The sequence below is a fragment of the Paraburkholderia aromaticivorans genome (genome assembly GCF_002278075.1).
GTDB lineage: Bacteria > Pseudomonadota > Gammaproteobacteria > Burkholderiales > Burkholderiaceae > Paraburkholderia > Paraburkholderia aromaticivorans.
Window position 1 is genome coordinate 2,540,741 of record NZ_CP022990.1, and the last position, 21,216, is coordinate 2,561,956.

21 protein-coding genes are annotated in these 21,216 nt (G+C 65.8%); 3 read left to right on the top strand and 18 right to left on the bottom strand.

Annotation, left to right across the window (positions count from 1 at the left end):
* Positions 1-35 precede the first annotated feature (35 nt).
* Positions 36-923, top strand: coding sequence for an amidohydrolase family protein (locus CJU94_RS30980; RefSeq protein WP_208645431.1), 888 nt, complete (start codon positions 36-38; stop codon positions 921-923).
* A gap of 28 nt (positions 924-951) precedes the next feature.
* Here the strand turns inward: CJU94_RS30980 and gph are convergent, their stop codons facing one another.
* The 5 genes from gph to CJU94_RS31005 all read right to left on the bottom strand — a co-directional run bounded on the left by gph (position 952) and on the right by CJU94_RS31005 (position 4,549).
* The gene (gene gph / locus CJU94_RS30985) at positions 952-1,620 is read right to left on the bottom strand and encodes a phosphoglycolate phosphatase (RefSeq protein ID WP_208645385.1); all 669 of its coding nucleotides are present in this window, start codon (positions 1,618-1,620) and stop codon (positions 952-954) included.
* A 29-nt stretch (positions 1,621-1,649) separates the two neighbouring features.
* Positions 1,650-2,414: an HAD family hydrolase gene (locus tag CJU94_RS30990; protein WP_095422351.1), complete on the bottom strand. Its 765-nt coding sequence runs from the start codon at positions 2,412-2,414 to the stop codon at positions 1,650-1,652.
* A gap of 153 nt (positions 2,415-2,567) precedes the next feature.
* Positions 2,568-2,990, bottom strand: a complete 423-nt coding sequence (locus CJU94_RS30995; RefSeq protein ID WP_095422352.1) for an ExbD/TolR family protein — start codon at positions 2,988-2,990, stop codon at positions 2,568-2,570.
* Positions 2,981-3,772, bottom strand: coding sequence for a MotA/TolQ/ExbB proton channel family protein (locus CJU94_RS31000; RefSeq protein WP_095422353.1), 792 nt, complete (start codon positions 3,770-3,772; stop codon positions 2,981-2,983). The genes CJU94_RS30995 and CJU94_RS31000 overlap by 10 nt, the downstream gene beginning before the upstream one ends.
* A 27-nt stretch (positions 3,773-3,799) precedes the next feature.
* Positions 3,800-4,549 carry an energy transducer TonB gene (locus CJU94_RS31005; protein WP_244221026.1) on the bottom strand — a complete coding sequence of 250 codons (750 nt, stop codon included), beginning with the start codon at positions 4,547-4,549 and terminating at the stop codon, positions 3,800-3,802.
* 215 nt (positions 4,550-4,764) lie between these two features.
* Here CJU94_RS31005 and CJU94_RS31010 point away from each other — a divergent pair, with 215 nt between their 5' ends.
* A complete protein-coding gene (locus CJU94_RS31010; protein WP_095422355.1) occupies positions 4,765-5,895 on the top strand; it encodes a YVTN family beta-propeller repeat protein in 1,131 nt (376 codons plus the stop codon).
* A 61-nt stretch (positions 5,896-5,956) separates the two neighbouring features.
* Here CJU94_RS31010 and CJU94_RS31015 read toward each other — a convergent pair whose 3' ends face one another.
* Positions 5,957-8,332, bottom strand: a complete 2,376-nt coding sequence (locus tag CJU94_RS31015) for a TonB-dependent receptor (protein WP_095422356.1) — start codon at positions 8,330-8,332, stop codon at positions 5,957-5,959.
* Between the two features lie 219 nt (positions 8,333-8,551).
* Here CJU94_RS31015 and CJU94_RS31020 point away from each other — a divergent pair, with 219 nt between their 5' ends.
* Positions 8,552-9,562 carry a histidine kinase gene (locus CJU94_RS31020; RefSeq protein WP_095422357.1) on the top strand — a complete coding sequence of 337 codons (1,011 nt, stop codon included), beginning with the start codon at positions 8,552-8,554 and terminating at the stop codon, positions 9,560-9,562.
* Here CJU94_RS31020 and CJU94_RS31025 read toward each other — a convergent pair.
* The 12 genes from CJU94_RS31025 to CJU94_RS31080 form a co-directional block, all read right to left on the bottom strand.
* Positions 9,532-10,194, bottom strand: a complete 663-nt coding sequence (locus CJU94_RS31025; RefSeq protein WP_095422358.1) for a response regulator — start codon at positions 10,192-10,194, stop codon at positions 9,532-9,534. The genes CJU94_RS31020 and CJU94_RS31025 overlap by 31 nt on opposite strands.
* Positions 10,195-10,196: 2 nt before the next feature.
* A complete protein-coding gene (pqqE, locus tag CJU94_RS31030; RefSeq protein WP_244221027.1) occupies positions 10,197-11,489 on the bottom strand; it encodes a pyrroloquinoline quinone biosynthesis protein PqqE in 1,293 nt (430 codons plus the stop codon).
* A gap of 4 nt (positions 11,490-11,493) precedes the next feature.
* Complete coding sequence (gene pqqD, locus CJU94_RS31035) at positions 11,494-11,784, bottom strand: pyrroloquinoline quinone biosynthesis peptide chaperone PqqD (protein WP_095422359.1); 291 nt, start codon at positions 11,782-11,784, stop codon at positions 11,494-11,496.
* The gene (gene pqqC, locus CJU94_RS31040) at positions 11,781-12,533 is read right to left on the bottom strand and encodes a pyrroloquinoline-quinone synthase PqqC (RefSeq protein ID WP_095422360.1); all 753 of its coding nucleotides are present in this window, start codon (positions 12,531-12,533) and stop codon (positions 11,781-11,783) included. Before pqqC ends, pqqD begins: the two co-directional genes overlap by 4 nt.
* Positions 12,534-12,661: 128 nt before the next feature.
* Complete coding sequence (pqqB, locus tag CJU94_RS31045; protein ID WP_095422361.1) at positions 12,662-13,582, bottom strand: pyrroloquinoline quinone biosynthesis protein PqqB; 921 nt, start codon at positions 13,580-13,582, stop codon at positions 12,662-12,664.
* Positions 13,579-14,628, bottom strand: coding sequence for an alpha/beta fold hydrolase (locus CJU94_RS31050; protein WP_095422362.1), 1,050 nt, complete (start codon positions 14,626-14,628; stop codon positions 13,579-13,581). The genes pqqB and CJU94_RS31050 overlap by 4 nt, the downstream gene beginning before the upstream one ends.
* A complete protein-coding gene (locus CJU94_RS31055; protein WP_095422363.1) occupies positions 14,625-15,191 on the bottom strand; it encodes a cytochrome b in 567 nt (188 codons plus the stop codon). Before CJU94_RS31055 ends, CJU94_RS31050 begins: the two co-directional genes overlap by 4 nt.
* 78 nt (positions 15,192-15,269) lie before the next feature.
* Positions 15,270-16,115, bottom strand: coding sequence for a formylmethanofuran dehydrogenase subunit C (locus CJU94_RS31060; RefSeq protein WP_095422364.1), 846 nt, complete (start codon positions 16,113-16,115; stop codon positions 15,270-15,272).
* Positions 16,112-17,071 (bottom strand): formylmethanofuran--tetrahydromethanopterin N-formyltransferase, encoded by a 960-nt coding sequence (gene fhcD / locus CJU94_RS31065; protein WP_095422365.1) that lies wholly within the window; start codon positions 17,069-17,071, stop codon positions 16,112-16,114. The genes CJU94_RS31060 and fhcD overlap by 4 nt, the downstream gene beginning before the upstream one ends.
* Before the next feature lie 21 nt (positions 17,072-17,092).
* Positions 17,093-18,793 (bottom strand): formylmethanofuran dehydrogenase subunit A, encoded by a 1,701-nt coding sequence (locus CJU94_RS31070; protein ID WP_095422366.1) that lies wholly within the window; start codon positions 18,791-18,793, stop codon positions 17,093-17,095.
* Positions 18,790-20,166 carry a molybdopterin-binding domain-containing protein gene (locus tag CJU94_RS31075; protein WP_095422873.1) on the bottom strand — a complete coding sequence of 459 codons (1,377 nt, stop codon included), beginning with the start codon at positions 20,164-20,166 and terminating at the stop codon, positions 18,790-18,792. The genes CJU94_RS31070 and CJU94_RS31075 overlap by 4 nt, the downstream gene beginning before the upstream one ends.
* 286 nt (positions 20,167-20,452) lie before the next feature.
* Entirely contained in the window at positions 20,453-21,214 is a 762-nt protein-coding gene (locus tag CJU94_RS31080) for a HisA/HisF-related TIM barrel protein (RefSeq protein ID WP_095422367.1), read from the bottom strand.
* Between the last annotated feature and the right edge of the window lie 2 nt (positions 21,215-21,216).

Here is a 21,216-nt window from a genome sequence, read left to right on the forward strand (position 1 = left end):
CACGGCTTACACAACACGGAGACACCATGGACAATTTGCCGATCATCGACCCGCATCATCATCTTTACGATCTCAAGACGGGCAACTATCCCTGGCTGCAAGGGCCGATGCTCGACCGCGTATTCGGCGATTACTCGGCGATCCGCCGGGACTATCTGATCGACGAGTTCCGCGCCGACATCAGGAATCAGAATGTCGTGAAGACGGTGCACCTGCAGGTCGAGTACGACCACAATGATCCGGTCGCCGAAACACGCTGGCTGCAGGGCGTGGCGGACGTGCACGGCTATCCTCACGGCATTGTCGGATTCGCGGACCTCGCTGCGCCGAACGCACAGGCTGTGATCGAAGAGCACTGCCAGTTCGACAACGTGCGGGGCATCCGTCAGTGTCTGAACTTCCATCGCGATCCGGTGAAGACATTTATCGGCAACCCGCATCTGATGAGCGATCCGCAGTGGCGTCGAGGCTATGCGCTGCTCAAGCGCCACGACCTGTCGTTCGATTTGCAGCTTTACTACACGCAAATGGAAGAGGCGCTGGCGCTTGCGCGGGAGTTCCCCGATACGCCGATGGTGCTCAACCACACCGGCATGCCGGTCGATCGAACCCCGGAAGAGATTGAAGGCTGGCGGCAGGGTATGAAACAGCTCGCCTCGGCGCCGAACGTTTCCTGCAAGATATCCGGGTTGGGAATGGGCGACTGGAAATGGACGGTGGAGAGCATCCGGCCGTTCGTTCTTCACGCGATCGAAGCGTTCGGGGTAGAGCGCTGCATGTTTGCGAGCAACTTTCCAGTCGACAAACTGTTCAGCAGTTATGACGCGGTGTTCGATGCATTCAAGTCGATCACGCGGGATTTTTCGGCCGGCGAGCGGCGCGCGCTATTTCACGACAACGCCGCGCGCGTGTATCGGCTCTAGCGTTCGGGACACGGCCATGTAAGCGATGTCAAGCGCCGCGGGCCGCAAGAATCGCGGGCATGGCCGCGAGCGAATCGATCAGGCCATCGCACTCCAACGCGGCCGGGCCGCCCGGCCCCGCATAACCATAGCTCACGATGAAGACCGGCAGACCGGCCGCCCTCGCGGCCCTCACATCGACTGGCGAATCACCGACCAATACGCTGTGTTCGGGCTCCACGCCGAGCAACCGGCACGCGTGCCACAGCGGTTCGGGGTCGGGCTTCATTCTCGCGATCGAGTCCCCGGCGACCAGCACGTCGAGGTAGCGGGCAAGCCCGGTCGCAAGCAGGAGCGGCGCGGCGAGTTCCTTCGGTTTGTTGGTGACGCAGGCGAGCCGGTATCCAAGCCGCTGCAGCTCGCTAAGACCGCTCCCCACGTGAGGGAACACGCGGCCGAGGCGTCCGTTGGTTTGCGCATAGTGGCGATGGAACACATCGAGTGCATGGCTGGCGTCGACGCGCCGATCCAGACCGGCTGCTTCCAGCGAGCGGCGAACCAGGTTGGCCACCCCTTTGCCGATAAAGCCGCTGACGGTCGCGAACGGCAGCGGTGCGGTACCGAATTCGCCGAGCATCTGGCGGACCGCCTCGACGATGTCCGGTGCGGTGTCGACCATCGTGCCGTCGAGATCGATCAGCACGGCTTGGGAACGCATACCTGTCACGGGAGACTTCTGTTGCATGCTCAAGCCGACTCGCTCAGCGCGTGGCGGTGCCAATGACGCAAGGTGGCCAGATCGACCCAACCGGCCTGTTCATTCGGCACAGACGAAGGAATCGGCGCGTGCGGTTCACCCAGGTGGGGCAGCACGGCCAACGCGCCGTCGAAGTCGTCGTGAGACGTGTACGCGGTCGGCGTCACGATGGTGGGGACACCGGCCGCACGTGCCGCGCGCAGACCGTTCGCCGAGTCTTCGAAGGCAATGCAGTCCGGGCCTTTCAGCCCGAGTTGCCGAAGCACGTCGAAGTACACGTCAGGCGAAGGCTTCTTCACGTGGGTCGTGCCGGCATCGCCGACCGCGGCGAAGCGGCTGCGCCACGCGGGGCCGAATGGCGTTTGCAGCAATGCGTCGAGGTTCGCGGGGGTGGTGGTCGTGGCGATCGCCACCGGAATGGCGGCCGCCTGGGCTTCGGCGATCAGACGCGCGATGCCCGGCCGCAAGGGCAAGCCGCCGTTGCTCACGCGCGCTGCGTAGTGACGGGTCTTGATCGCATGCACGGCCTCGATCACTTCGTTCACGCGCATGCCGTCCGCTTCTTCCAGATCGGCGACGTGCCAGTAATGCCGCAGGCGCTCCTTACCGCCCGCGACCTTGAGAAGACGCGTATAGAGCGGCGCGTCCCAGACCCAGTCGAGACCCGCTTCGGCGAATGCCGCATTGAAGGCCTGCAGATGAGCGGTCTCGGTATCGGCAAGCGTGCCGTCGACGTCGAAGATCAGGGCTTGCATGGTCCGGTGCTCTCCTCAGGGCATGCAGCCACGATAGCGGAGCCCGATACCGATTTGAATTCAGAGATTCTTTGGGCTCCGGTAAGACATCGTTTATGTGGCCGTGGCGAGCACGCGCCGGGCGGTGGCGGCGCAACGCAAACGCGGCAGCACTCACTTTTTCGCCCGGGGATCCGTGACGAAACCGATTTTCGTCAGGCCGCCGGCCTGCGCGGCCGACATCACGTCGGCGACGCGCTCATAGGGCACTTTGCGGTCGGCCCGCAAATGCAACTCGGGTTGGGGCTTCGCGCGAGCGGCTTCGGCGATCCGGGCGCGCAATGCGTCGTCGGCCACGGGATGGCCGTCCCAAAGAATCGAGCCGTCCGCCTGCACGGCGACGTCGAGATGCGCGGGTTTGACAGTGTCCGGCTGGCTGCTCGCCTGCGGCAGGTCGATCTTCACCGCGTGCTGCATGGCCGGAATGGTGACGAGAAATATGATCAGCAGCACGAGCATCACGTCGACGAGCGGCGTCATGTTGATTTCGCTCATCAGGCCGCTTTCGTCGTCGTCGGAGAACGGGGTCATTGCCATTTGAGCGCTCCGTCATTCGTGCCGTCATGAGCTTCGCCCTCTGCTGCGGGAACGGAGCGCGGCACGAGGCGCATGTCAGGACCGCTGCTGGACGGCAGTTGCGAACCGGTTACGAAATACGCGTGCAGTCCATGCGCGAAACGCTTGAGCCGCGTCACGATCGACTTGTTGGCGCGGGTCAGGCCGTTGTATCCCAGCACCGCCGGTATCGCCACGAAGAGGCCGAAGGCCGTCATGATCAACGACTCGCCGACCGGTCCGGCGACATGATCGATCGACGTCTGGCCCGTTTCGCCGATCAGAATCAACGCGTGATAAATGCCCCAGACGGTCCCGAACAGCCCCACGAAGGGCGCGGTGCTGCCGATCGACGCCAGCACCGCGAGGCCGCTTTGCATGCGTGCGATGGCGTCGTCCATCGTGTCCTGCAGGCGGCGCGTGATCCAGTCGGATACGTCGATGCGGTCATGCAGATGCGACTGGGTTTGCTGATGATGGGCCGCGGCTTCCTCGCCGGCCAGCGCGAGCGCGAGAAGCGGATTGTCGCGGTGAGACGACCCCGGCGCCTGCGCGCCGAGGCTTCTCAATCCGTCTTCGAAGCGATCGGCTCGCCAGAACTGCGCTTCGGCCTGGCGCGTCACGCGCTTCACCCGCATGATGGTCCATAGCTTGACGAGGATCACCGTCCACGACAGCACCGACATGATCAGCAGCGCGCTCAGAATGCCGCGCGTGACGATATCGCCGTTTTCCCAGACATTCGCAAGGCCATAGTGTTGCATGGTGGTTTCCTTTGACTCGGCGATAAGTTACTCGGTCAATCCGAACACGAACGATTCCGAATAAGCGGCGCGAACCACTTCGCCGTTTTCCCTGTATGGCTGGCAAACCCCGGCGTGGATGGCCGCGAGCGCTGCGTCGTCGAGCCGGGGATAGCCGCTGCTCTTTTGCAGCTGCGCGGTTTCGATATGGCCGGTGAGGCCCACGACGAACCGGACGACCGCGGTGCCGCTTTCGCTGCGGCGCTTCGAGACGTCGGGATAGTCCGGCTTCGGGATATCGCAGTCGACGTGCGATACGCTTTTCGGCGTACTCGATGCAGGCGCCGTGCGTTCGGCGGCGGCCGCCGAGGCAATCGTTGCGGGTGCCGCGGGCACGGGTGTGGCAGCAATGGGTGCAGCCACTGGTTCAGGCGAGTACGCCATGTCCCGGGAAGGCGACGGCGTGGCCGGCACGCCCGCAGCAGGCGCCGCGCTGCGCGCCGGCTTGGGACGGGGCGGCGGCGCTTTGCTGCGTACCGGAGGCTGCGTGGTTTGCGGCGCTGCAACCACGGCGGCCGGAGCGGGCACATCAGGCGTGGCAGGTGCGACGACCGCCGACTCATCCTTTAACAACATCGCGATGATGGGCGGCGCTTCCACCGTCCGCTCGACCGTCTTGTCCCGCGCCGCCGACACCCACACGAGCAAGCCCACATGCGCGGCGATTACGGCGCTCAGCGCGAGGACGCTCCGGCTACGCCATGCCGCATTGTTCGCGCTATATCCAGCCGTCGCCATTGCACGTTCCAGCATCACCGTCGCGGCCTCGCATTGGCCACCTCCGCGCTCATTTTCCACCCCTCCAGCGTGTTTTAGTACTGCCGCCGATCCCACCGCGTCAATTCGGGAAAATCTCCCGCCCGATGTTCGTTGTCAAACGATCCTCCAATGGACTACTTTGCTTGAACGGCGCGACCTCTCGCGACGCAGGAATTTCACTACGGAGTACGACAATGCCGGAGACACGGTTTCGCATCACGACGCGAGGGCGTTCGCTCGCTCTCGCTGTCACCACGTTAGCCACCGCCGCCACGGCGATCGCCCTCGCCGTGAGTACGGCCTACGCCGCCGCGCCGATGGCCTACGTGACCAGCGAGAAGGCCGGTGTCGGCGTGATCGATCTGGAGCAGATGACGCTGACCAGGACGTTTCCGGTCGGCGCCGACGGCCCGCGCGGCCTGAGTCTGAATACGGATGGCACACGGCTTCTCGTGGCCAACAAGAATACCGGCGACCTGGCGGTGATCGACACGGCTTCGGGGCAGGTCGTGCAGCGTGTCAAGATCGGCAAGAACCCCGAGTATGTGCGCGTGCACAACGGCTACGCGTACATCACCTACGAGCCCGGCGAAGAGGGCGGCCCGCCCGCCGCGAACGGCAAGCCGAGTGCGGACGGCCCGCCCGCCGCCAACGCCAAGCCGGGTGCCGACGACGATGACGCCAACAAGCCGCCCGCGCAAATCGCGATCGTCGATATGAAGACCTGGCGCGTGATTCGTTCGGTCACGAGCGGCCACGAAACCGAAGGCATCGAATTCTCACGCGACGGCAACGCGATGCTCGTCACCAACGAGGGCGACGATACGGTCTCCATCTATCACGTGCGCACGGGCGCGCCGCTCAGAACCGTGAAGCTCGCGGCAGGCGGCCGCCCGCGCGGCATCCGTCTGTCGCCCGATGGCAAGGACTATGTGGTCACGCTCGAATCGCTAAGCAAGTTCGTGGTGATCGATGCGCGCACGTACCAGGTGGTGAAGACGGTCGATACGAAGCTCGGGCCGTACGGGGTGGCATTCGGGCCGGATGGCAAGCGGCTTTTCGTCGCCGCGGCGCGCGACAGGACGGTGCAGGTTTTCGACGGCCGCAGTTACGAGCATGTTGCCGACGTACCGGTGGGACAGCGATGCTGGCACTTCAGCTTCACGCCGGACGGCGCGAAGCTGCTGGTGGCGTGCGGGCGCTCCGACGCGGTGTATGTGCTGGACGCGCAGAGCTATCAGCCCATCAAGCAGATCGGCGAACTGCCGCTTGCCTGGGGCATCGTCACGTATCCGCATAGCGACGGCTCGATCGAATCGCATTGAGCGTGCGGGATATGGGCGTCGACCACACGCCGATCGATTCGCGCTCATCCCGCTCACCGCGCTACTTCCATGCGTAGTGCAAACCGACCCAGAAGCCACGCGGCGCGCCCGGCCCGACGAACTGTTCGTTGATCGGGTTGGCGCCGTCGAACGTATGGTTCGGGCCGTTGAAGAAGTTCTCGCCGAGCGCGCCGAAGCTCGCATAGCGCTTGTCGAGCAGGTTCGTGATGCTCGCGAAGACCTGAAGCTGTTTGGTCACCTGGTACGAGGTGTCCAGATCAATCAGCAGATAGCCGGCGATCTTGCCGTTCACGTCCTGGTTGTTTTCGTCGCCCTGTGCATAGACGCCGCCGCGCCAGGTCAGGTTCGTGCCGATGTTCCACTTCGCGGTGGCCGCATAGTCGAGTTGCAGTTTGACGGTGTTCGCCGGGATGCTGGGAATATGATCGCCCGGCTTGACGGTGATGTTGCCGCTCTGATCCGCACTGGAGTTGCTCGGACTGCTTTCGGTCCAGCTCGAGCGGTAGGTCGCGTCGACGTAGCTGTAGCTGGCGGTGACGGCGAGCGGCCCGAACTGGCTGTGTCCGGACAGTTCGACGCCTTGCCGGCGGGTGCGGCCGACGTTCTGAAAGAAGCCCTGGTTGCTGGTGGCGCCATTGGTGCTGATGAACTCGATATCGTTGTCGAGCGTCGTGCTGTAGGCGGCGGCGCTCCATGTCGTCGCCCGGCCTATGCGTCCGCGTGCGCCGATTTCAAAGGTCTTCGAGATCACCGGCTGGAGCGACGGATCCGACACGAAGTCGTTGGGCAGCGAGCAGGGCGCGGCCGGATCCGCGCAGGCCAGTTCGATGGCGGTCGGCGAACGCATGCCCTCGTTATAGGTGGCATAGGCCGTGAACGCGGAAGTCGGGTTCCAGTTGATGCCGATCGCGGGGTTGAAGCGGGAAAACGTATGGTGGCCGTCGAGCTGGGGCTGCGTGCCGCTCGAGTCGCCGATCGTGGCGTCCGCCCAGTTGTAGCGTCCGGCGAGCGTCAGCGTCCATTGCCTGGTAAGCGACAAGGTATCCTGAAGATAGATGCCGTAGTTTCCATTATGGGTTTTCGCCGCGGTTTCCTGCTCGAAATCGCCGATGCCGACGGTCGCGCGGGAGGCGGTGAACACCGCATCCTGGGACGATTGCGTGTACCGGGAGTTGGCAATATCCGCGGACACGCCCGCGACGAACTGGTTCTCCATCCCTGCGAGCTTGCCGAGCAGCGTGAGTTGCAGGCTCGCGCCATAGCTGTCGGTGGAGACGATCGATCGTTCGTTGGTTGCCTGGGTCGTATCGATGTTGCCTTCAGCGTCCACCGAGCCGAAATTCGGGTTGGTGTTGCTGCTCACGTTGTCGTTACGGAAGTGCCGGTAATAGACGTTGCCGCTCAGTTCGACGTGGTCGTTGAAGTAATGATCGCCCGACAGTGTCGCGTAGGCGGCGCTGTTCTGATTCTGGTCGGGATAAGTGTACGGCTGCTTCGGATTGCCGAGGAAAGAGCGCGGAATGGTCTGCGAACCGTGCAGATCGTTGTCCGCGCCGCCCCCGGAGAATGACAGGGTGGTATCGGCATCGGTATAACGCAGCTTGCCGAACGCCTGGCGCACGCGGCTGGAATTCTGCTCCGCCCAGCCGTTGTCGTTCGCCGCGTTGCCGGTCACGTAGTAGTCGAGATTCTGACCGATGGTGCCGCCCTGTTCGATCTGAGCGGACTTGCGGCCCCAGGAGCCCACTTGCACTTCGGCTTCGCCGCCGGGGCTCGTCTTGCCGTTCTTCGTCGTGATCGCGAGCGCGCCGCCCAGCGTGTTGAGGCCATAGGTCGGATTCGAACCGGGAATCAGCTGGATCGTGTCGATTGCCTGTTGCGGCAGCAGGTCCCAGTTCACCACGTCGCCGAACGGCTCGTTCACGCGCACGCCGTCGACGAACACCGAGAGGCCTTGCGGCGTGCCGAGCAACGGCGACGCGGTGAAGCCGCGATAGTTGATGTTGACTTGATACGGATTGCCTTGCGCATCGGCAATATCGACGCTCGGCAGATTCTTTGCGAAGTAGTCGGTGAGCGTGCTGCGGTGCTGCTGTTCCAGCTCCTGGGCGTGAACGGTCTGCACATTGGCCGGCACTTGAGCGAGCGGCGTGCCGATGCCGAGCAGCGGCGTGGTGCCGACGACGACGATCGGCGCAAGCTTCACCGCGTCGGCGCCATCGGTATCCGGACTCGCACCGGCAGGCGCGGCGGACGATGCCGCCACGGCGGGCGCGGCGGTTTCTGCCTGAGCCCACGCCGGAATGGACAGGCTCGCGAGGGCGCCGCCGAAGCACAGGGTGAGGCCGGCACGGCGGCGCAAACGGGGCAAGTCCGGTAAGCGAGATGCGCGGTGCGCGCTGGATGGCGTGTTCATCGTTTTGTCTCCGGCCGTATCGACGCTATCTTCGCTAGCGCCACCGCGTTGCGGCGTGCGTAGCGCTTTCGTTCTGTGTGTGCAAAGCTTCGCATACGCCGGCGCGCGAAACCCGGGAGGTTTTCCCGATATCGCGGGGAAGCGTTCCCAAACGCGCAGCAACAAACCGCTGTGCGGACCCGGTCTGAGTAGAATGCGAACGTGACGAATGCAAACGTGATGGCAAGCGACTCCTCGACCCCTTCTTCAGCACGCTCCGTTGCGCCGCATTCGACGGTGCGGCGCGACCTTGCATGGGTGCTTGCGCTGACGGTGCTCGCCGCCGTGTTGAGCGCGAGGTTCGACTTCAGCGAGAACGCATACCGCTGGACACGGGGTCTCGAGCGCTTTCAGCTCGACGAATTGCCGGGCACGCTGTGCGTGCTCTCCATCGGCCTCGCCTGGTTCGCATGGCGCCGTTACCGCGAGGCGCGCCGCGAGCTGAGCCGGCGCTGCGCGCTGGAAGAGCAGGCCGAACGCCTGCTCGCCGACAACCGGCGTCTGGCCAATCAGGCGCTGCAGGCGCAGGAATTCGAGCGCCGCCATCTGGCGCGCGAACTGCACGATGAACTGGGCCAGTACCTGAATGCGATCTCGCTCGACGCGGCGCGCATCCGCGATCTGTCCAGCACACGCGAGCCGGAGATACATCGAGTGTCGCTCGGCCTCATGCAGAGCGCGAGCCACGTCTATCGGCAGATTGGCGGCATGATCCGGCGTTTGCGGCCGATCGGCCTCGACGAGTTCGGTCTGCCGAGCGCGCTGGAGCATTGCGTCGACGGCTGGCGTGAGCGGCTGCCGGACGCGTCGTTCTCACTGACGATCGAAGGGGACTTCGCGGACCTGAGCGATGCGCTGACCATCACGCTTTACCGGCTCGTGCAGGAAGGGCTGACCAATGTCTCGAAGTTCGCCCGCACGGCCCGCGTGGAAGTGTTCATGGTGCGTGCTCCGCGCGATGCGCGGGAGCGGCAGGACGGCAGGTGCATCGATGAAATCGTCGTCACCATGGCCGACGACGGCCCTGGCGCCGATCTCGACCAGCCGCGCGGCGGACTCGGCCTGATCGGCATGCGCGAGCGGGTCGAGGCGCTCGGCGGCGAATTTCACGTGGCGAGCAAGCCGGAAGGCGGTTTCCTGTTCTGCGCGCGGGTGCCCGCTCACGCAGGGCTTGCCGAACCCGTGAACTGAAGCCCGAGTCGCGTCGCCATCTGGGCGAGCTGCACGCCGTTGTCGGCGCCGAATTTCTGCCGGATCACGGACTGATGATTCGCCACGGTCTTCTGGCTCAGCCCGAGTTTCTCGGCAATGCTCGGCAGCGTATAACCCTGCACGAGCAGACGCAGCACCTCGAACTCGCGCGCGGACAATTGGCGTCCGGGTGGGCCTTCGCTGAACGCATTGCGCAGCGCGAGCGCCTGCGAGATATCCGGGCTCAGATAACCCGCGCGCCGCGCGATGGTGCGCACGGCCTCCACCAGCACGTCGGGCGCGCTGGCCTTGGTCACGTAGCCGAGGGCGCCGGCGTCGAGCGCGCGGCGCACGAAAATCGCCTCCTCGTGCACGCTGAAGATCAGCACGCGTGCGTCCGGCTCGCGCGCGAGCATACGCCGCATCGCTTCGATACCGCTTGCGCCCGGTAACGAGACGTCCATCACCACCACGTCCGGGCGCAGCGCGCAAAAACGCTGGTACGCCTGGGCCGCGTCGGCCGCTTCGCCGCACACGTGCACGTCGGCATTCAGTTCGAGCAGACGCCGGTAACCCTCGCGCACCACCGCGTGATCGTCGACGAGCAGGACGGAGATGTCGCCCGCTGCCATGGTCAGCCTCCTGTGCGGCCGTGGTCGTGGCCGCTGGTGTCACAGCTTGTTGCGCCGCTTGCTTCGCCGCTTGTTGCACCGCTTATTTCACCACCTGGGTCGCCGCTCACCGTGCGGCTCGCCGCACTAGCGGCCAGCTTGCGCGAGTTCGCGTCGTTGCGGAACAGGATCGGCTGCTCGCGCGGTTCAGCCGCGGCGGCCGCGCGCCGTGCCGCGTTCACCACGCGCACCACGGTGTCGTGCGACGGCGACTTGTCGCAAACCGGGTCGGCATTGGCCGCGTCGCCGGTGAGCAGATAGGCCTGGCAACGGCAGCCGCCGAGGTCGCGTTCCTTTTCGTCACAACTGCGGCACGGCTCTTTCATCCAGGCGAGGCCGCGAAAGCGGTTGAATGCGTCGCTCTCGTACCAGATCTCGCGCAGCGGCGTCTCTTTGACATTCGGCAGCACGAGTCCGGGCAGGCTGCGCGCGGCGTGACAGGGCAGCGCCGCGCCGTCCGGGGCGACGCCGAGAAACACCGCGCCCCAGCCGTTCATGCAGCGCTTCGGGCGTCGCTCGAAATAGTCCGGCACGACGAAGAAAATCTTGCAGCGCTCGCCCTGCGTGCGGCGGTAACGCTCGACGACCGCTTCGGCTTCCTCGAGCTGTTCGCGTGTCGGCATCAACTGCGCTTCGTTCTGATGCGCCCAGCCGTAGTACTGCGTGTTGGCGAGCTCCAGGTATTCGGCGCCCATCGCGAGCGCCATGTCGATGATCTTGTCGACGTGCGGCAGGTTGTAGCGATGCAGCACGCAGTTGAGCACCATCGGAAAGCCGTGCCGTTTGATCGATGCGGCGACGCGCTGCTTCAGATCGAAGGTGCGCGTGCTGCTCAGGAAGTCGTTGAGTTCCTGCGTCGAATCCTGGAACGACAACTGGATGTGGTCGAGGCCCGCCGCCTTCAGATCGCCGAGCCGTTTATCGGTGAGGCCGACGCCGGAGGTAATCAGATTCGTGTAAAAGCCGAGCTTGCGCGCCTCGCCCACCAGCACTTCGAGATCGTCGCGCACGAGCGGCTCGCCGCCCGAAAACCCCAGCTGCGCGGCGCCGAGCGCGCGCGCCTCGCGCAGCACGCCGATCCATTGTTCCGTGCTCAGCTCGCGGCTGTGGTCCGTATAGTCGACCGGGTTGTAGCAGAACGCGCAATGCAACGGGCAGCGATACGTCAGCTCCGCGAGCAGCCAGAGCGGCGGCGCTACCGCGTCCGGAGTCGCTTGTGGCTGTGCGGCGCCAGCGGGTTGTGAGAGGTCTGTCATCGCGCTACTCCAGCCAGCCGCGTAGCTGTGCGTCGGCAACGAACGCCCGCACTTCGGGACCGAGCCCGGTCGTGTTGAACGCCTGCTCCAGGTCGGCGATCAGCGCGGTCATATCGCGCGTGCCGTCGCAACGTTTGAGGATTTCCGCCGCGCTCTGATTGAGCTTCACCATCCCTTCCGGGTAGAGCAGGACGTGAGCGTTCTGAGCGGGCTCCCATTGCAGACGAAAGAGCTTGCTGATCGTCGGACGTTCGGCGGTTTGCATGGCGCCGCCGGCGCGTGGCAGGTCGTTCATTGCGGGAAGGCCTTTTCGATCGAGTCCAGCATGGTCCACAGGATGTCGAGCTTGAATTGCAGGATCTCGAGCGCACGTTCCTGCTGGTCGCGCCGCGTGAAGTGATCGAGCGTGACTTCGAGGCCGTGCTCCACGTCGCGTTGCGCAAGCGAGATGCGCGAGCGGAAATACGCGAGCCCGGAAGGCTCGATCCACGGATAGTGTTCCGGCCAGCTCGCGAGCCGGTCGCGATGAACCTGCGGCGCGAACATTTCCGTGAGCGACGAGCAGACCGATTCCTGCCACGGCGCGCGGCGCGCGAAATTCACGTAGGCGTCCACAGCGAAGCGCACGCCGGGCGTCACCTGTTTGAGCGACCACAGGTCGTCGCGCGACAGGCCGACCGCGTCGCCGAGGCGCGCCCATGTTTCGATGCCGCCTTCCTCGCCGCCGTAGCCGTCGTGATCGAGAATGCGCTGCACCCAGCGGCGGCGCGTCTCGCGATCGGGGCAATTCGACAGCACGGCCGCATCCTTTAGCGGAATGTTGATCTGGTAATAGAAGCGATTGGCGACCCAGCCGCGAATCTGCTCGCGGGAGCAGCCGCCGCTATTCATCTTCACGTTGAACGGATGATGGATGTGGTATGCGACGCCTTTTGCGCGCAACTGCGCTTCGAATTCCTCGCGGGTCCAGGCGGGGCGGTCGCCGTGTCCGTTAGTCTGCGCAGTGTGTTGCGGCGCCGTGCCCAGGGTGTCTTTCGCGTTCATACCGTCTCGTCTCCGTTTCTTGCTTGATGGCCATGCTTTTACATCGGCGCTTCATCGCTTGCTTTACAGCCCTGCTTCAAAGGCCTGCTTCAAAGCCCTGCTTCAAAGCCCGATCTCGCAGCGCCACGTCATAGTTCAAACGTCATTCCGTCATACGCTACTTCAATGCCGTGCTCGCTCAGGATGCGGCGCTCAGGGCCATCCTCGACGAGAATCGGATTGGTGTTGTTGATGTGAATCAGCACCTTGCGGACATCGTGCGCTTCGAGCGAGTCCAGCACCTCGATCATGCCGCCCGGTCCGGATTGCTGCAGATGGCCCATATCGGCCGCGGTCTTCTTCGAGAGACCCAGGCGGATCATTTCATCGCCGGTCCACACCGTGCCGTCGACGAGCAGCAGATCGGCCTCGCGCATCGCCGCGTGCACATGCGCTTCGATCGCACCGAGTCCGGGCGCGTAGAACACGCGCTTGCCGGTCTGCAGGTTCGTGATGACGAGTCCGATATTGTCACCCCGCTCCGGGGCGTTGCGATGCGGCGAATAGGGCGGCGCCTTGCTCGACAGCGGCAGCGCGTCGATCTGCACGCCGCTGAGCGCATCCACGGCGAGCGGTGTGCCGTCGAGCGCGATGCGGCGATGCTCGACGCCGCAATAGTGCGAAAGGATCGGCGCGACCGGAAAGCCGCTGCACAGGTCCTGCCACACCGCATCGGTCGCGTAGAGGGGCAACGGCGTGTCGCGTTCGCGCAGCATCAGCAGGCCGGTGACGTGGTCGATCTGCGCGTCGATGACCAGCACCGCGGCGATGCCGCTGTCGCGCACGCGGCGGGCCGGCTGCAATTCCGGATGGGCGGCGATCTGCGCGAGCAGGTCGGGTGACGCGTTGACGAGCAGCCAGTCCTCGCCGTTCGCGCTCACCGCGATCGACGATTGCGTGCGGCGCGTCGCCTTCAACGTGCCGCGCCGCACGCCGTCGCAATTGCGGCAATTGCAGTTCCATTGCGGGAAACCGCCGCCCGCCGATGAGCCGAGTACCTTGATCTTCATGCAGCGCGGCGCAGGATGCGCCCCTCGTGAGCGGGTGGAAGGAACATCGCCGTGAGCGCGTGGGCCACGCGTTCGTGCAGTCTCGGGTCGCTCCCGAGGTGCCCGGCGCGCACATATTCGACGCGTGCAGCGGGAACGGCACGCGTGAGACGTCGCAGATTGCCCGGCGGGCAGACGGGATCGCGCGAGCCATGCACGGCGGCAAGCGGCACGCCGGCCGCAGCGGCGCGGCGTGCCAGTGAGAGCAGGCGCGTTTCGCCGAGCCAGCAGCGGTGCATGAGGTAATGGGCCTGAATGCGGTACTTGCCGATCAGCTTGCACGCGTCTCGTCGCGAACTTCTTGCCGGCGAGCGTGAGCGGCGCGAGTCGGCGCTGGCGAGCACCGCATTCTCATAGCCACGCCACGCGAGCGCGACTGCGTGCTGGCGCGCTTCGTTTGCGCCGCCGCGCGGTTGCAGGCGGCCATGGCAGCTTGCCAGCAACGCGGCGGGCCGCGCGCAATCCGCGGCGGCACACAATCTCGCCCACGCACGCGGCGCGCGCTTGTGCGCGGCGACGAACAGCCCACGGACCTCACGCGGGGAAGTGAGAAAGAGGCCCCGCATCACCACGCCCGTCACAGATTGCGGATGCTGGCCGGCATACGCGAGTGCGAGCGCGGCGCCCCACGAGCCGCCGAGCACGCCCCAACGTTGAACGCCGAGCCGTACACGAATCGCTTCGATATCTTCGATCAGCCGATCCGTGCGGTTATGGCGCACGCTGCCGTGCGGCGTCGAGGCGCCGGTGCCGCGCTGATCGATCAGCACGACCCTGAAGCGCGCCAGATCGAAGAGCCGCAGCGAGCCGGGCTGGCTGCCGCTGCCCGGACCGCCGTGCAACACGACCACCGGCACGCCGTCAGCCGCGCCGGCCACCGTGAACGACACCCGATGCCCGTCGCGCGTACGCAGCGTGTCGACCGTCAGCGTCGCCGGCGGCGAACCGTGCGGTGAAGCCGGCGTTGATCCGGGCGTCGACCTGGGCCTCGAAGCGCGCCGTGTCATGGCAGCATCCTCGCGAGCAGATTGTCGCGATCGATCCACTGATGCTTGAGCGCGCCCGCCACGTGCAGCACGATCAGCACGATCAACGCATAGCCGATCGCCTGGTGAAGGCCGAAGAAGAGGTCGCGCAACCCCGCGTCGTCCCAGCCCCACTTCGGCAGCGCGATGCCCCAGAAACGCGTTCCGTAACGGTTGAACGACGAACCGAGATAGCCGCACAACGGCATCGCGACCATGGCTACGTATAAAAGGCCCTGCGTAGTGCGCGCGGCGGCGCGTTGCCACGGTCGCATCGGCGGCAAGGGCGGCCGAAGAAAGGCCACACGCGCCATGATGCGCAGAAGCACCAGCAGGAAAACCGTCAGTCCGACCGACTTGTGAAGGTTGAGCAGCGTCGCCTTGAGAGGCAGCCCCTTCGGCAGTCCGACCATGTAGAGTCCGAGCGCGAGCAGACCGATGATGCCCAGAGCAATCAGCCAATGCAGCGCGATCATCGCGCCGGCATAGCGCGGCGCGGGCGCGTGGGCGCCCTGCGATAGATGGGGAGAATGCACCATCGGCATGCTTGTCTCCTTCGTTGTCCGGTGTTTCTGTCGAACACCGTTTGATTGGCTGTCCGGCGAGCCGGCCGGGTGCGGCGGCTAGCTCACGATCAGTATTTCGCCTCGCCCGTCGACCGCGAGATCGCCCGTATGGCGGGTTGGCAAACGCGCCGCGCGCCACTGCGAAAAGGGCGCGATTTCATCGGCCAGACTGCGCACGAGGAGCGCCCAGAACACGTCGAAACCGCGACCGCCTTCAGTGAAGGTGGGCGGCAGTTGCATGGGCCGCTGGGCAAGCAGGAGGGTGCCGCGCCTCATACCGTACGCATAATGCGCGCCCAGCTGACCGGCGATGCCGATGGTGCCGGCCACGAGCCGTGACGCGGCGAAATCGCCCGCGTTGCCGCCGACCAGCACGAGGCCGCGGCGCATGCGGTCAGCAAGCCGCACGCCTGCGTCGCCATGAATCGTCAGCGTGCCGCCCGTCATGCCTTCCATGTCGCCGGCGAGCGCGCCGGCGGCGAAATCGCCGCTATGGCCGGTCACCGTCAGGCGGCCGCCGCGCATTTCGCAGGCGGTGAAATGGCCGGCATTCCCGCCGATATGCAAGCTGCCGCCCGCCATCTGGAAACCGCTAAGGTCGCCGGCCGAACCTTGGACGACGAGGTGCCCGTCCGTCATCCGCGCACCGATGCGGTCGAGCCACGGCGCCGCGTTTTCGATCACCAGGGTGGCGCTGGCGTGAGGCGCCGCGGATGCCGCGGGGCCGTCATCGCGTGACACGTCGAACACATCGCCTACGATACACCTGTCGTTGCCCGCGGGCAGGACCATGCGCTCGATGTCCGCCACGCTCATCGTCGCGAGCGGCACCGGCAGCAGGGCGGACGCGTCGACGCGGAAACCCGGGAGCGTTTTCACGCGCAGCGTTGTGCGAACACTCATGCGCGGCTCCCGTCGAGGCCGGCTGCGAGGCTGTGAAGATGGAAGTGGTACGGCCCCAGCTTGCCGCCGTAATTGCCCGCCGAAATCCGCAGCAGACCCGCCGCCTGTCCGAGCCCGGCGGCCGCGGCGATACCCGCGGTCATCGCGGCGCCGACGTCCGCGTCGGTGAGCCCGTCGATCACGATTTCGAGCACGCAGCCGACTTCCGCGCCCAGTTCGCCGCGCGCCGAGAGACCTGTGAGCGTGGGACAGAACGCGTCGTTGGTGGACGCGCTCGCACCTTTGTATTTCGAGCCGACTTTCGAACCCGAGCGCACGACGCCGCCCGGGAACGGCATGATCACGTTCGGCAGCCTGCGCATGGCGGCGACCGCCGCTTCGGAGGCGGCGAGCGCGGCGTCGATATCGCGCGCGAGCAGAATCAGGTTGCCGCCGCCCACGGCTTTGACGGTCAGCGCGGTGTCTTCGCAGACGAACTCGCCGTCCATCACCGGCACGCGCCAGTAACGCGTGTCGCCGAGCATCTTCGAAATCTGCCAGCCGTCGCCGAAATAGCGCAGACCGCTGCCGAGCGACGCCCGATCCGACAGCGGTGCGCGGCTCGTCGCGGCATCGATGCCGCCATACACGGCGGTGGTCGGACAGGTGAGCACGCATTGCCCGACGCGCCGTTCGATCTGTTTGGCCAGTTCCTTCGACGAGACCGCGAACAGCAGCACCGTCACGCCCGGTCGGCCATCGGGCGTTTCCGCGCCCGGCAGCGTCCGTTCGATGCCCGCTTCGCAGCCGCAGCCGATCACCGACGTGGCGAAACCCGTCAGCGAGTTCGCCGCGTTCATCGCCCACGCCGGCGTATGGGCGGTGATGACGAGCCGGGTCGCCTTCATCGGAAACGCTTCCGCAAAGGTGGCGTCGATCGTGGTGCCGTTGATCCGCAGGGTCGCCGTGTCGCTCATTGTGTGCGGTTTACCTTGTGCTCAGCCGTTCGCGAAACAGTCGACCGGCAGGAGTCTGCCGCCACGGCAGCAGTTGCAGATCTCGTCGTCGCTGATGGCCGCATGCGCGAAGTTGCTCGCGAGATTGGCGTCGCTGTAGGCGCGCAGCGTCTTCTCGATGCCCCGGTCGAAGTCGGGCGAAACGAAATGGATGCCTCCCGTGGGCGTGGCGACGAGCGTGCCGTCGCGCGCGACCAGTTCGCCGTCCTTGAACACATAGGCGGGCGACGTGAACATCCGCTCGCGGTCCGCGTGGTCGCGATAGACGGCGATATCCGCCGCCGCGCCGACGCCCAGATGGCCCCGGTCGCGCAGTCCAAGCAGGCGTGCCGGTCCGGCGCGCGTGATGATCGCGATCTCGTACAGCGAGAACTCGCGTTGCAACTGCGGCAACGCGCTCGCCACTTGCGCGTCGGTGTTGAGCTTCGCGAGTTGCTCGTCGCGAAACGATTTGTCCATCAGCAGACGGATCAGATGCGGGTAGCTCGTAAACGGGCCGCCGTTCGGATGATCGGTGGTCATCGCGACGCGCCACGGGTCGTCCACCAACAAAAAGATCTCGAGGCCGATGATCCACTGCAAGGCATTCACGTAGCTCTGCTCGCGATAGCGGAACGGCACCACGCCGCAGCCCGCGTCGCATTCGATATCGCCGACCACCCATTTGTGCGGCCGCGCGAGCGGCGCGTTGCGGAACTGCATCATGGTGTCACCCGAGGCCGTGACGGTCTGTCCGAAGATGATCTGGCCGACGTCGATCGACACGTTCGGCCGCGCGTTCACCGCTTCCGCGATCTGCCGCGCGCCCGACGAAAACTTCTGCGGACCCTCGGTGCCATAGCTATGAAACTGGATATGCGTGAGATGGATCGGCAGGCCGTCGGCCGCGTCCATGGTGGCGATCGTCGAATCAATGTTGCCGGGCACGCCGAGATTGCTCGCGTGCACGTGCAGCGGATGCGGCACGCGCAGTTCGGTCAACGCGCGCGACAGGGTGTGCAGCACCTCGCGCGGCGTGATGCCGTAATGCACGTGCGGCTCGTCCACGTTCAGCGAGCGCTGGTTGAACTTGAACGCGGAGATGCCGCCCGGATTGACGACCTTCACGCCGAGCGCCTTGCTCGCGTGAATCGTCCAGCCGATGTAGTCGCGCAGCCGCTCGAAGTCGTCGCGCGCGGCGAGCATCTGCAGGAACAGTTCGTCGTTGCCGAGCATCACGTACGCGCCGTGATCGATGATCGGCGTGTCGCCCATTTCGAGGTGCGTGTGGCGCGCGTTGGACGGCATCATGGCCGGTTCGAACGCGGCCGTGTAGCCCATTTCGGCGTAGCGGTAGCCGGTTGCGAGCGTGCCGGGCGTGCAGACGCCGCACGACGGCAGCCGCAGGTAGCGGCCGTTCGCGTCCCGCGCCGATTCGTAGGCGGCGTCCCGCACCGGATCTTCGCGATGATCCTCGGGCAGCAGCAGGCGCGAAAGATTGGTCTTGCCGCCGCCGATATGCGAGTGCATGTCGATGCCGCCCGCCATCACGATCATGCCGGTGGCATCGTATTCCTGATCGGCCGGCGTGGCGGCGGGCACGTCGACAATGCGGCCGTCGCGGATCGCCAGATCGCGGCGCACGCCGTCCACGCCGTTGGCCGGATCGAAGATCGTGCCGCCGGTGAGCCGGATGAGACTCATGGCTGCACCTGTTTGGCGGGCTGAGCGTTGAGGCGCGCGGCCAGTTGCGATGCGATCGTCGCCACTGAGGGCAGCGCCGCACCGCGTGCGGCGGACAGCGGCATCACGACCGAGCTGTCGACGCGAAACAGATGGCCGCCGCTATCGATGCCAGGCGTGGCAACCGGAATGAAGACGGTGGCGCCGCCGCGTGCTTTCGCGGCTTCGGCTAAAGCGGGGTGGCCGAGCACGATCGCGGGCACGTTCGGGTCGAGCGCTTGCGGCCATGCCGGCGGCGCGAAGCTGGCGACCCACAGCAAGGCATCGATCTCTCCTTTCGCAAGCAGTCTCGCCGTGCGATAGCGATACGGATCGTAATCGAGCGGCGCCGTGCCCGCGACGCGTGCGGGCGCGCAGACACGCGTGCGCAGCGGCAAACCCGCAAGCCAGGTCACGGTCTGGTTGACGCTCAACGCGCCATCGTCGCCGCCGAGCGCGAGACAGCCCGCGCGTACGGTGCGGTTTGCCGCTTTGACGATGCGGTTCAAGGCTTCGATGAGGAGCGCCGCGTGCGGGCCGGGCAGCGTGGCCGGTTCGTAGACGAGCACGGTGTAGTGCGCGGCGGCGATGCGCGCCTGCAGCGCGGCGAGTGCCTCTGCCGCACCCGTGCCGTCGTCCCGCAATGCGCGAGGCGCACGGCCTTCGCTCAGCGCGGACCAGAGGGCGAGTATGTCGAAGGGATCGGCGTCCGGCAGGAGCGCTTCGATTCGCGTAGTCGCGAGGCCGCTCGCAGCCGGGTCGGGCGCGCAACCGACGAACACCAGTTCGCGTTTGTGCGGCGTGCCTTCCAGCGTACGCGCGAAAAATCGCGGATAACGCTGCGACGGCTGGCAGCCGAAGAACACCAGCAGGTCCGCACGTGAACGCACTTCGGAAAGCGTCGTGAAAAACGAACCGCGATCCTGCAAGGCCAATGTGGTGGCGCTCATCGCATCGCCATGCAAATGATCGAGGATCGCGCCGCAACCCGCGGCGAGCGTGTAAAGCTCACGGGCGCCGGCAACGTCCGTGGTCAGGGCGCCGAACAGCGGGCGGTGCGCCGAGGACAGGATCCGCGCCGCGCTCGTGAGAGCGGTATCGAGATCCGCGTCGTGTCCGTCCACGCTGTTGCTGCACTGCGCATCCGGCTTGCCGTAGCACGCGAGCGCCTGCGCGAGGCGCGGGCATTCGGTATTGAGCACCGCGAGCGTATCGTCTTCGCGCGACTCGACGACGAGGTCGTCGCACAGCAGCGGGCAGAACGGACAGATCCAATCGCGCGTAACCGACGAGGCGGGCACGTTGGCCGGAGCCGAGGAGCTCGTGGACGATGGATCGATGGGCGTGAGGTGCATGGCCGCATTTTTAGCAAGCTCCATGCCGATCTGAACGGCCGGCCGTGGCGCGGGTGCGCGGCGCATGGTGCACCGCTTATGCGGCGCTGCGCCTGAAGGAGCCGATACGGTCGCCGTCCGCGCGCCGCTGCATGCTCATTGCGCCGGATCGGCGGCGCGCCTGCCGGCTGCACCGCACAGGTTGTGTGTCAATCTGGAGCAGAGTGTCACGAACTGCCACAGCAGCTTGCCGTTCGTTTACATCCACACCCTATCCAGCGATTGGCATGGAATTTGTATGGCTCGCCTAGGTGGTCTCGCCGGTGAACGGCGCGCCGATCCGGCGATCATGCAGTGCCGAAGCCACGAGCCACGCTGAAGCACCGGTGCGGGTCGCCGCCGTCATATCGTCGCGATGGCGGATGCCACCCGCTCCGATTACGGCAGTCTCTGCGGGGGCGCTGGCACGAATGCGTTCCACGGTGGCGAGATCGGGGCCGTCATAGCTGCCCACCTGATCGAGCGTCATTGCGATCACTCGCTGAGGCCACCAGGCAGAGGCGCGCTCGAATGCGGTGGCGGTGAGCAGCCGGCCGGCGCGGTGGTCGAGCGAGAGGATCGGCGCAAGCCCGGCCGTGTCGGCGGCGCGCAGCGCGTCGATGTCGTGCAGCGACTCGGTGCCGAACACGGGCACGAGCGTCGCGAGGTCGTGAGGAACAGGCTGGCTGTCGATGTTGCCGATGCGCTTGCCGGCTTCTTCGATACGTTCGAACAGCGAATGCATCGATGCATAGTCGGCATAGCCCGCATCGAGCCAGATGTCAGTGCCGGGCAGGGCGGCACGCAATGCAGCAAGCGTCTCGACGTGAGCGCCTTGCTGAAGGATCGCGCCGAGGTCGGCGATATAGAGCGTGCGTGCGCCGCTTGCGGCAAGCAGCGCGCGGGCGATGTGAAGCGGCTCGCTGGTGGCGGCGAGCGACGAGCGGATCGGCCGATAGGCTGTCCGTTCGCCGCGCACCGCGCGTACCACGTGGCCGTCGAGCAGATCGAGAACCGGTATCACCTGCATGG

Bases quoted from the DNA above. Each gene is read 5' to 3' on its own strand.
- gph (WP_208645385.1), bottom strand. From the start codon at position 1,620: ATGCGTTCCCAAGCCGTGCTGATCGATCTCGACGGCACGATGGTCGAC.
- CJU94_RS30990 (WP_095422351.1), bottom strand. From the start codon at position 2,414: ATGCAAGCCCTGATCTTCGACGTCGACGGCACGCTTGCCGATACCGAG.
- CJU94_RS30995 (WP_095422352.1), bottom strand. From the start codon at position 2,990: ATGGCAATGACCCCGTTCTCCGACGACGACGAAAGCGGCCTGATGAGC.
- CJU94_RS31000 (WP_095422353.1), bottom strand. From the start codon at position 3,772: ATGCAACACTATGGCCTTGCGAATGTCTGGGAAAACGGCGATATCGTC.
- CJU94_RS31005 (WP_244221026.1), bottom strand. From the start codon at position 4,549: ATGGCGACGGCTGGATATAGCGCGAACAATGCGGCATGGCGTAGCCGG.
- CJU94_RS31010 (WP_095422355.1), top strand. From the start codon at position 4,765: ATGCCGGAGACACGGTTTCGCATCACGACGCGAGGGCGTTCGCTCGCT.
- CJU94_RS31015 (WP_095422356.1), bottom strand. From the start codon at position 8,332: ATGAACACGCCATCCAGCGCGCACCGCGCATCTCGCTTACCGGACTTG.
- CJU94_RS31020 (WP_095422357.1), top strand. From the start codon at position 8,552: ATGGCAAGCGACTCCTCGACCCCTTCTTCAGCACGCTCCGTTGCGCCG.
- CJU94_RS31025 (WP_095422358.1), bottom strand. From the start codon at position 10,194: ATGGCAGCGGGCGACATCTCCGTCCTGCTCGTCGACGATCACGCGGTG.
- pqqE (WP_244221027.1), bottom strand. From the start codon at position 11,489: ATGACAGACCTCTCACAACCCGCTGGCGCCGCACAGCCACAAGCGACT.
- pqqD (WP_095422359.1), bottom strand. From the start codon at position 11,784: ATGAACGACCTGCCACGCGCCGGCGGCGCCATGCAAACCGCCGAACGT.
- pqqC (WP_095422360.1), bottom strand. From the start codon at position 12,533: ATGAACGCGAAAGACACCCTGGGCACGGCGCCGCAACACACTGCGCAG.
- pqqB (WP_095422361.1), bottom strand. From the start codon at position 13,582: ATGAAGATCAAGGTACTCGGCTCATCGGCGGGCGGCGGTTTCCCGCAA.
- CJU94_RS31050 (WP_095422362.1), bottom strand. From the start codon at position 14,628: ATGACACGGCGCGCTTCGAGGCCCAGGTCGACGCCCGGATCAACGCCG.
- CJU94_RS31055 (WP_095422363.1), bottom strand. From the start codon at position 15,191: ATGCCGATGGTGCATTCTCCCCATCTATCGCAGGGCGCCCACGCGCCC.
- CJU94_RS31060 (WP_095422364.1), bottom strand. From the start codon at position 16,115: ATGAGTGTTCGCACAACGCTGCGCGTGAAAACGCTCCCGGGTTTCCGC.
- fhcD (WP_095422365.1), bottom strand. From the start codon at position 17,071: ATGAGCGACACGGCGACCCTGCGGATCAACGGCACCACGATCGACGCC.
- CJU94_RS31070 (WP_095422366.1), bottom strand. From the start codon at position 18,793: ATGAGTCTCATCCGGCTCACCGGCGGCACGATCTTCGATCCGGCCAAC.
- CJU94_RS31075 (WP_095422873.1), bottom strand. From the start codon at position 20,166: ATGCACCTCACGCCCATCGATCCATCGTCCACGAGCTCCTCGGCTCCG.
- CJU94_RS31080 (WP_095422367.1), bottom strand. From the start codon at position 21,214: ATGCAGGTGATACCGGTTCTCGATCTGCTCGACGGCCACGTGGTACGC.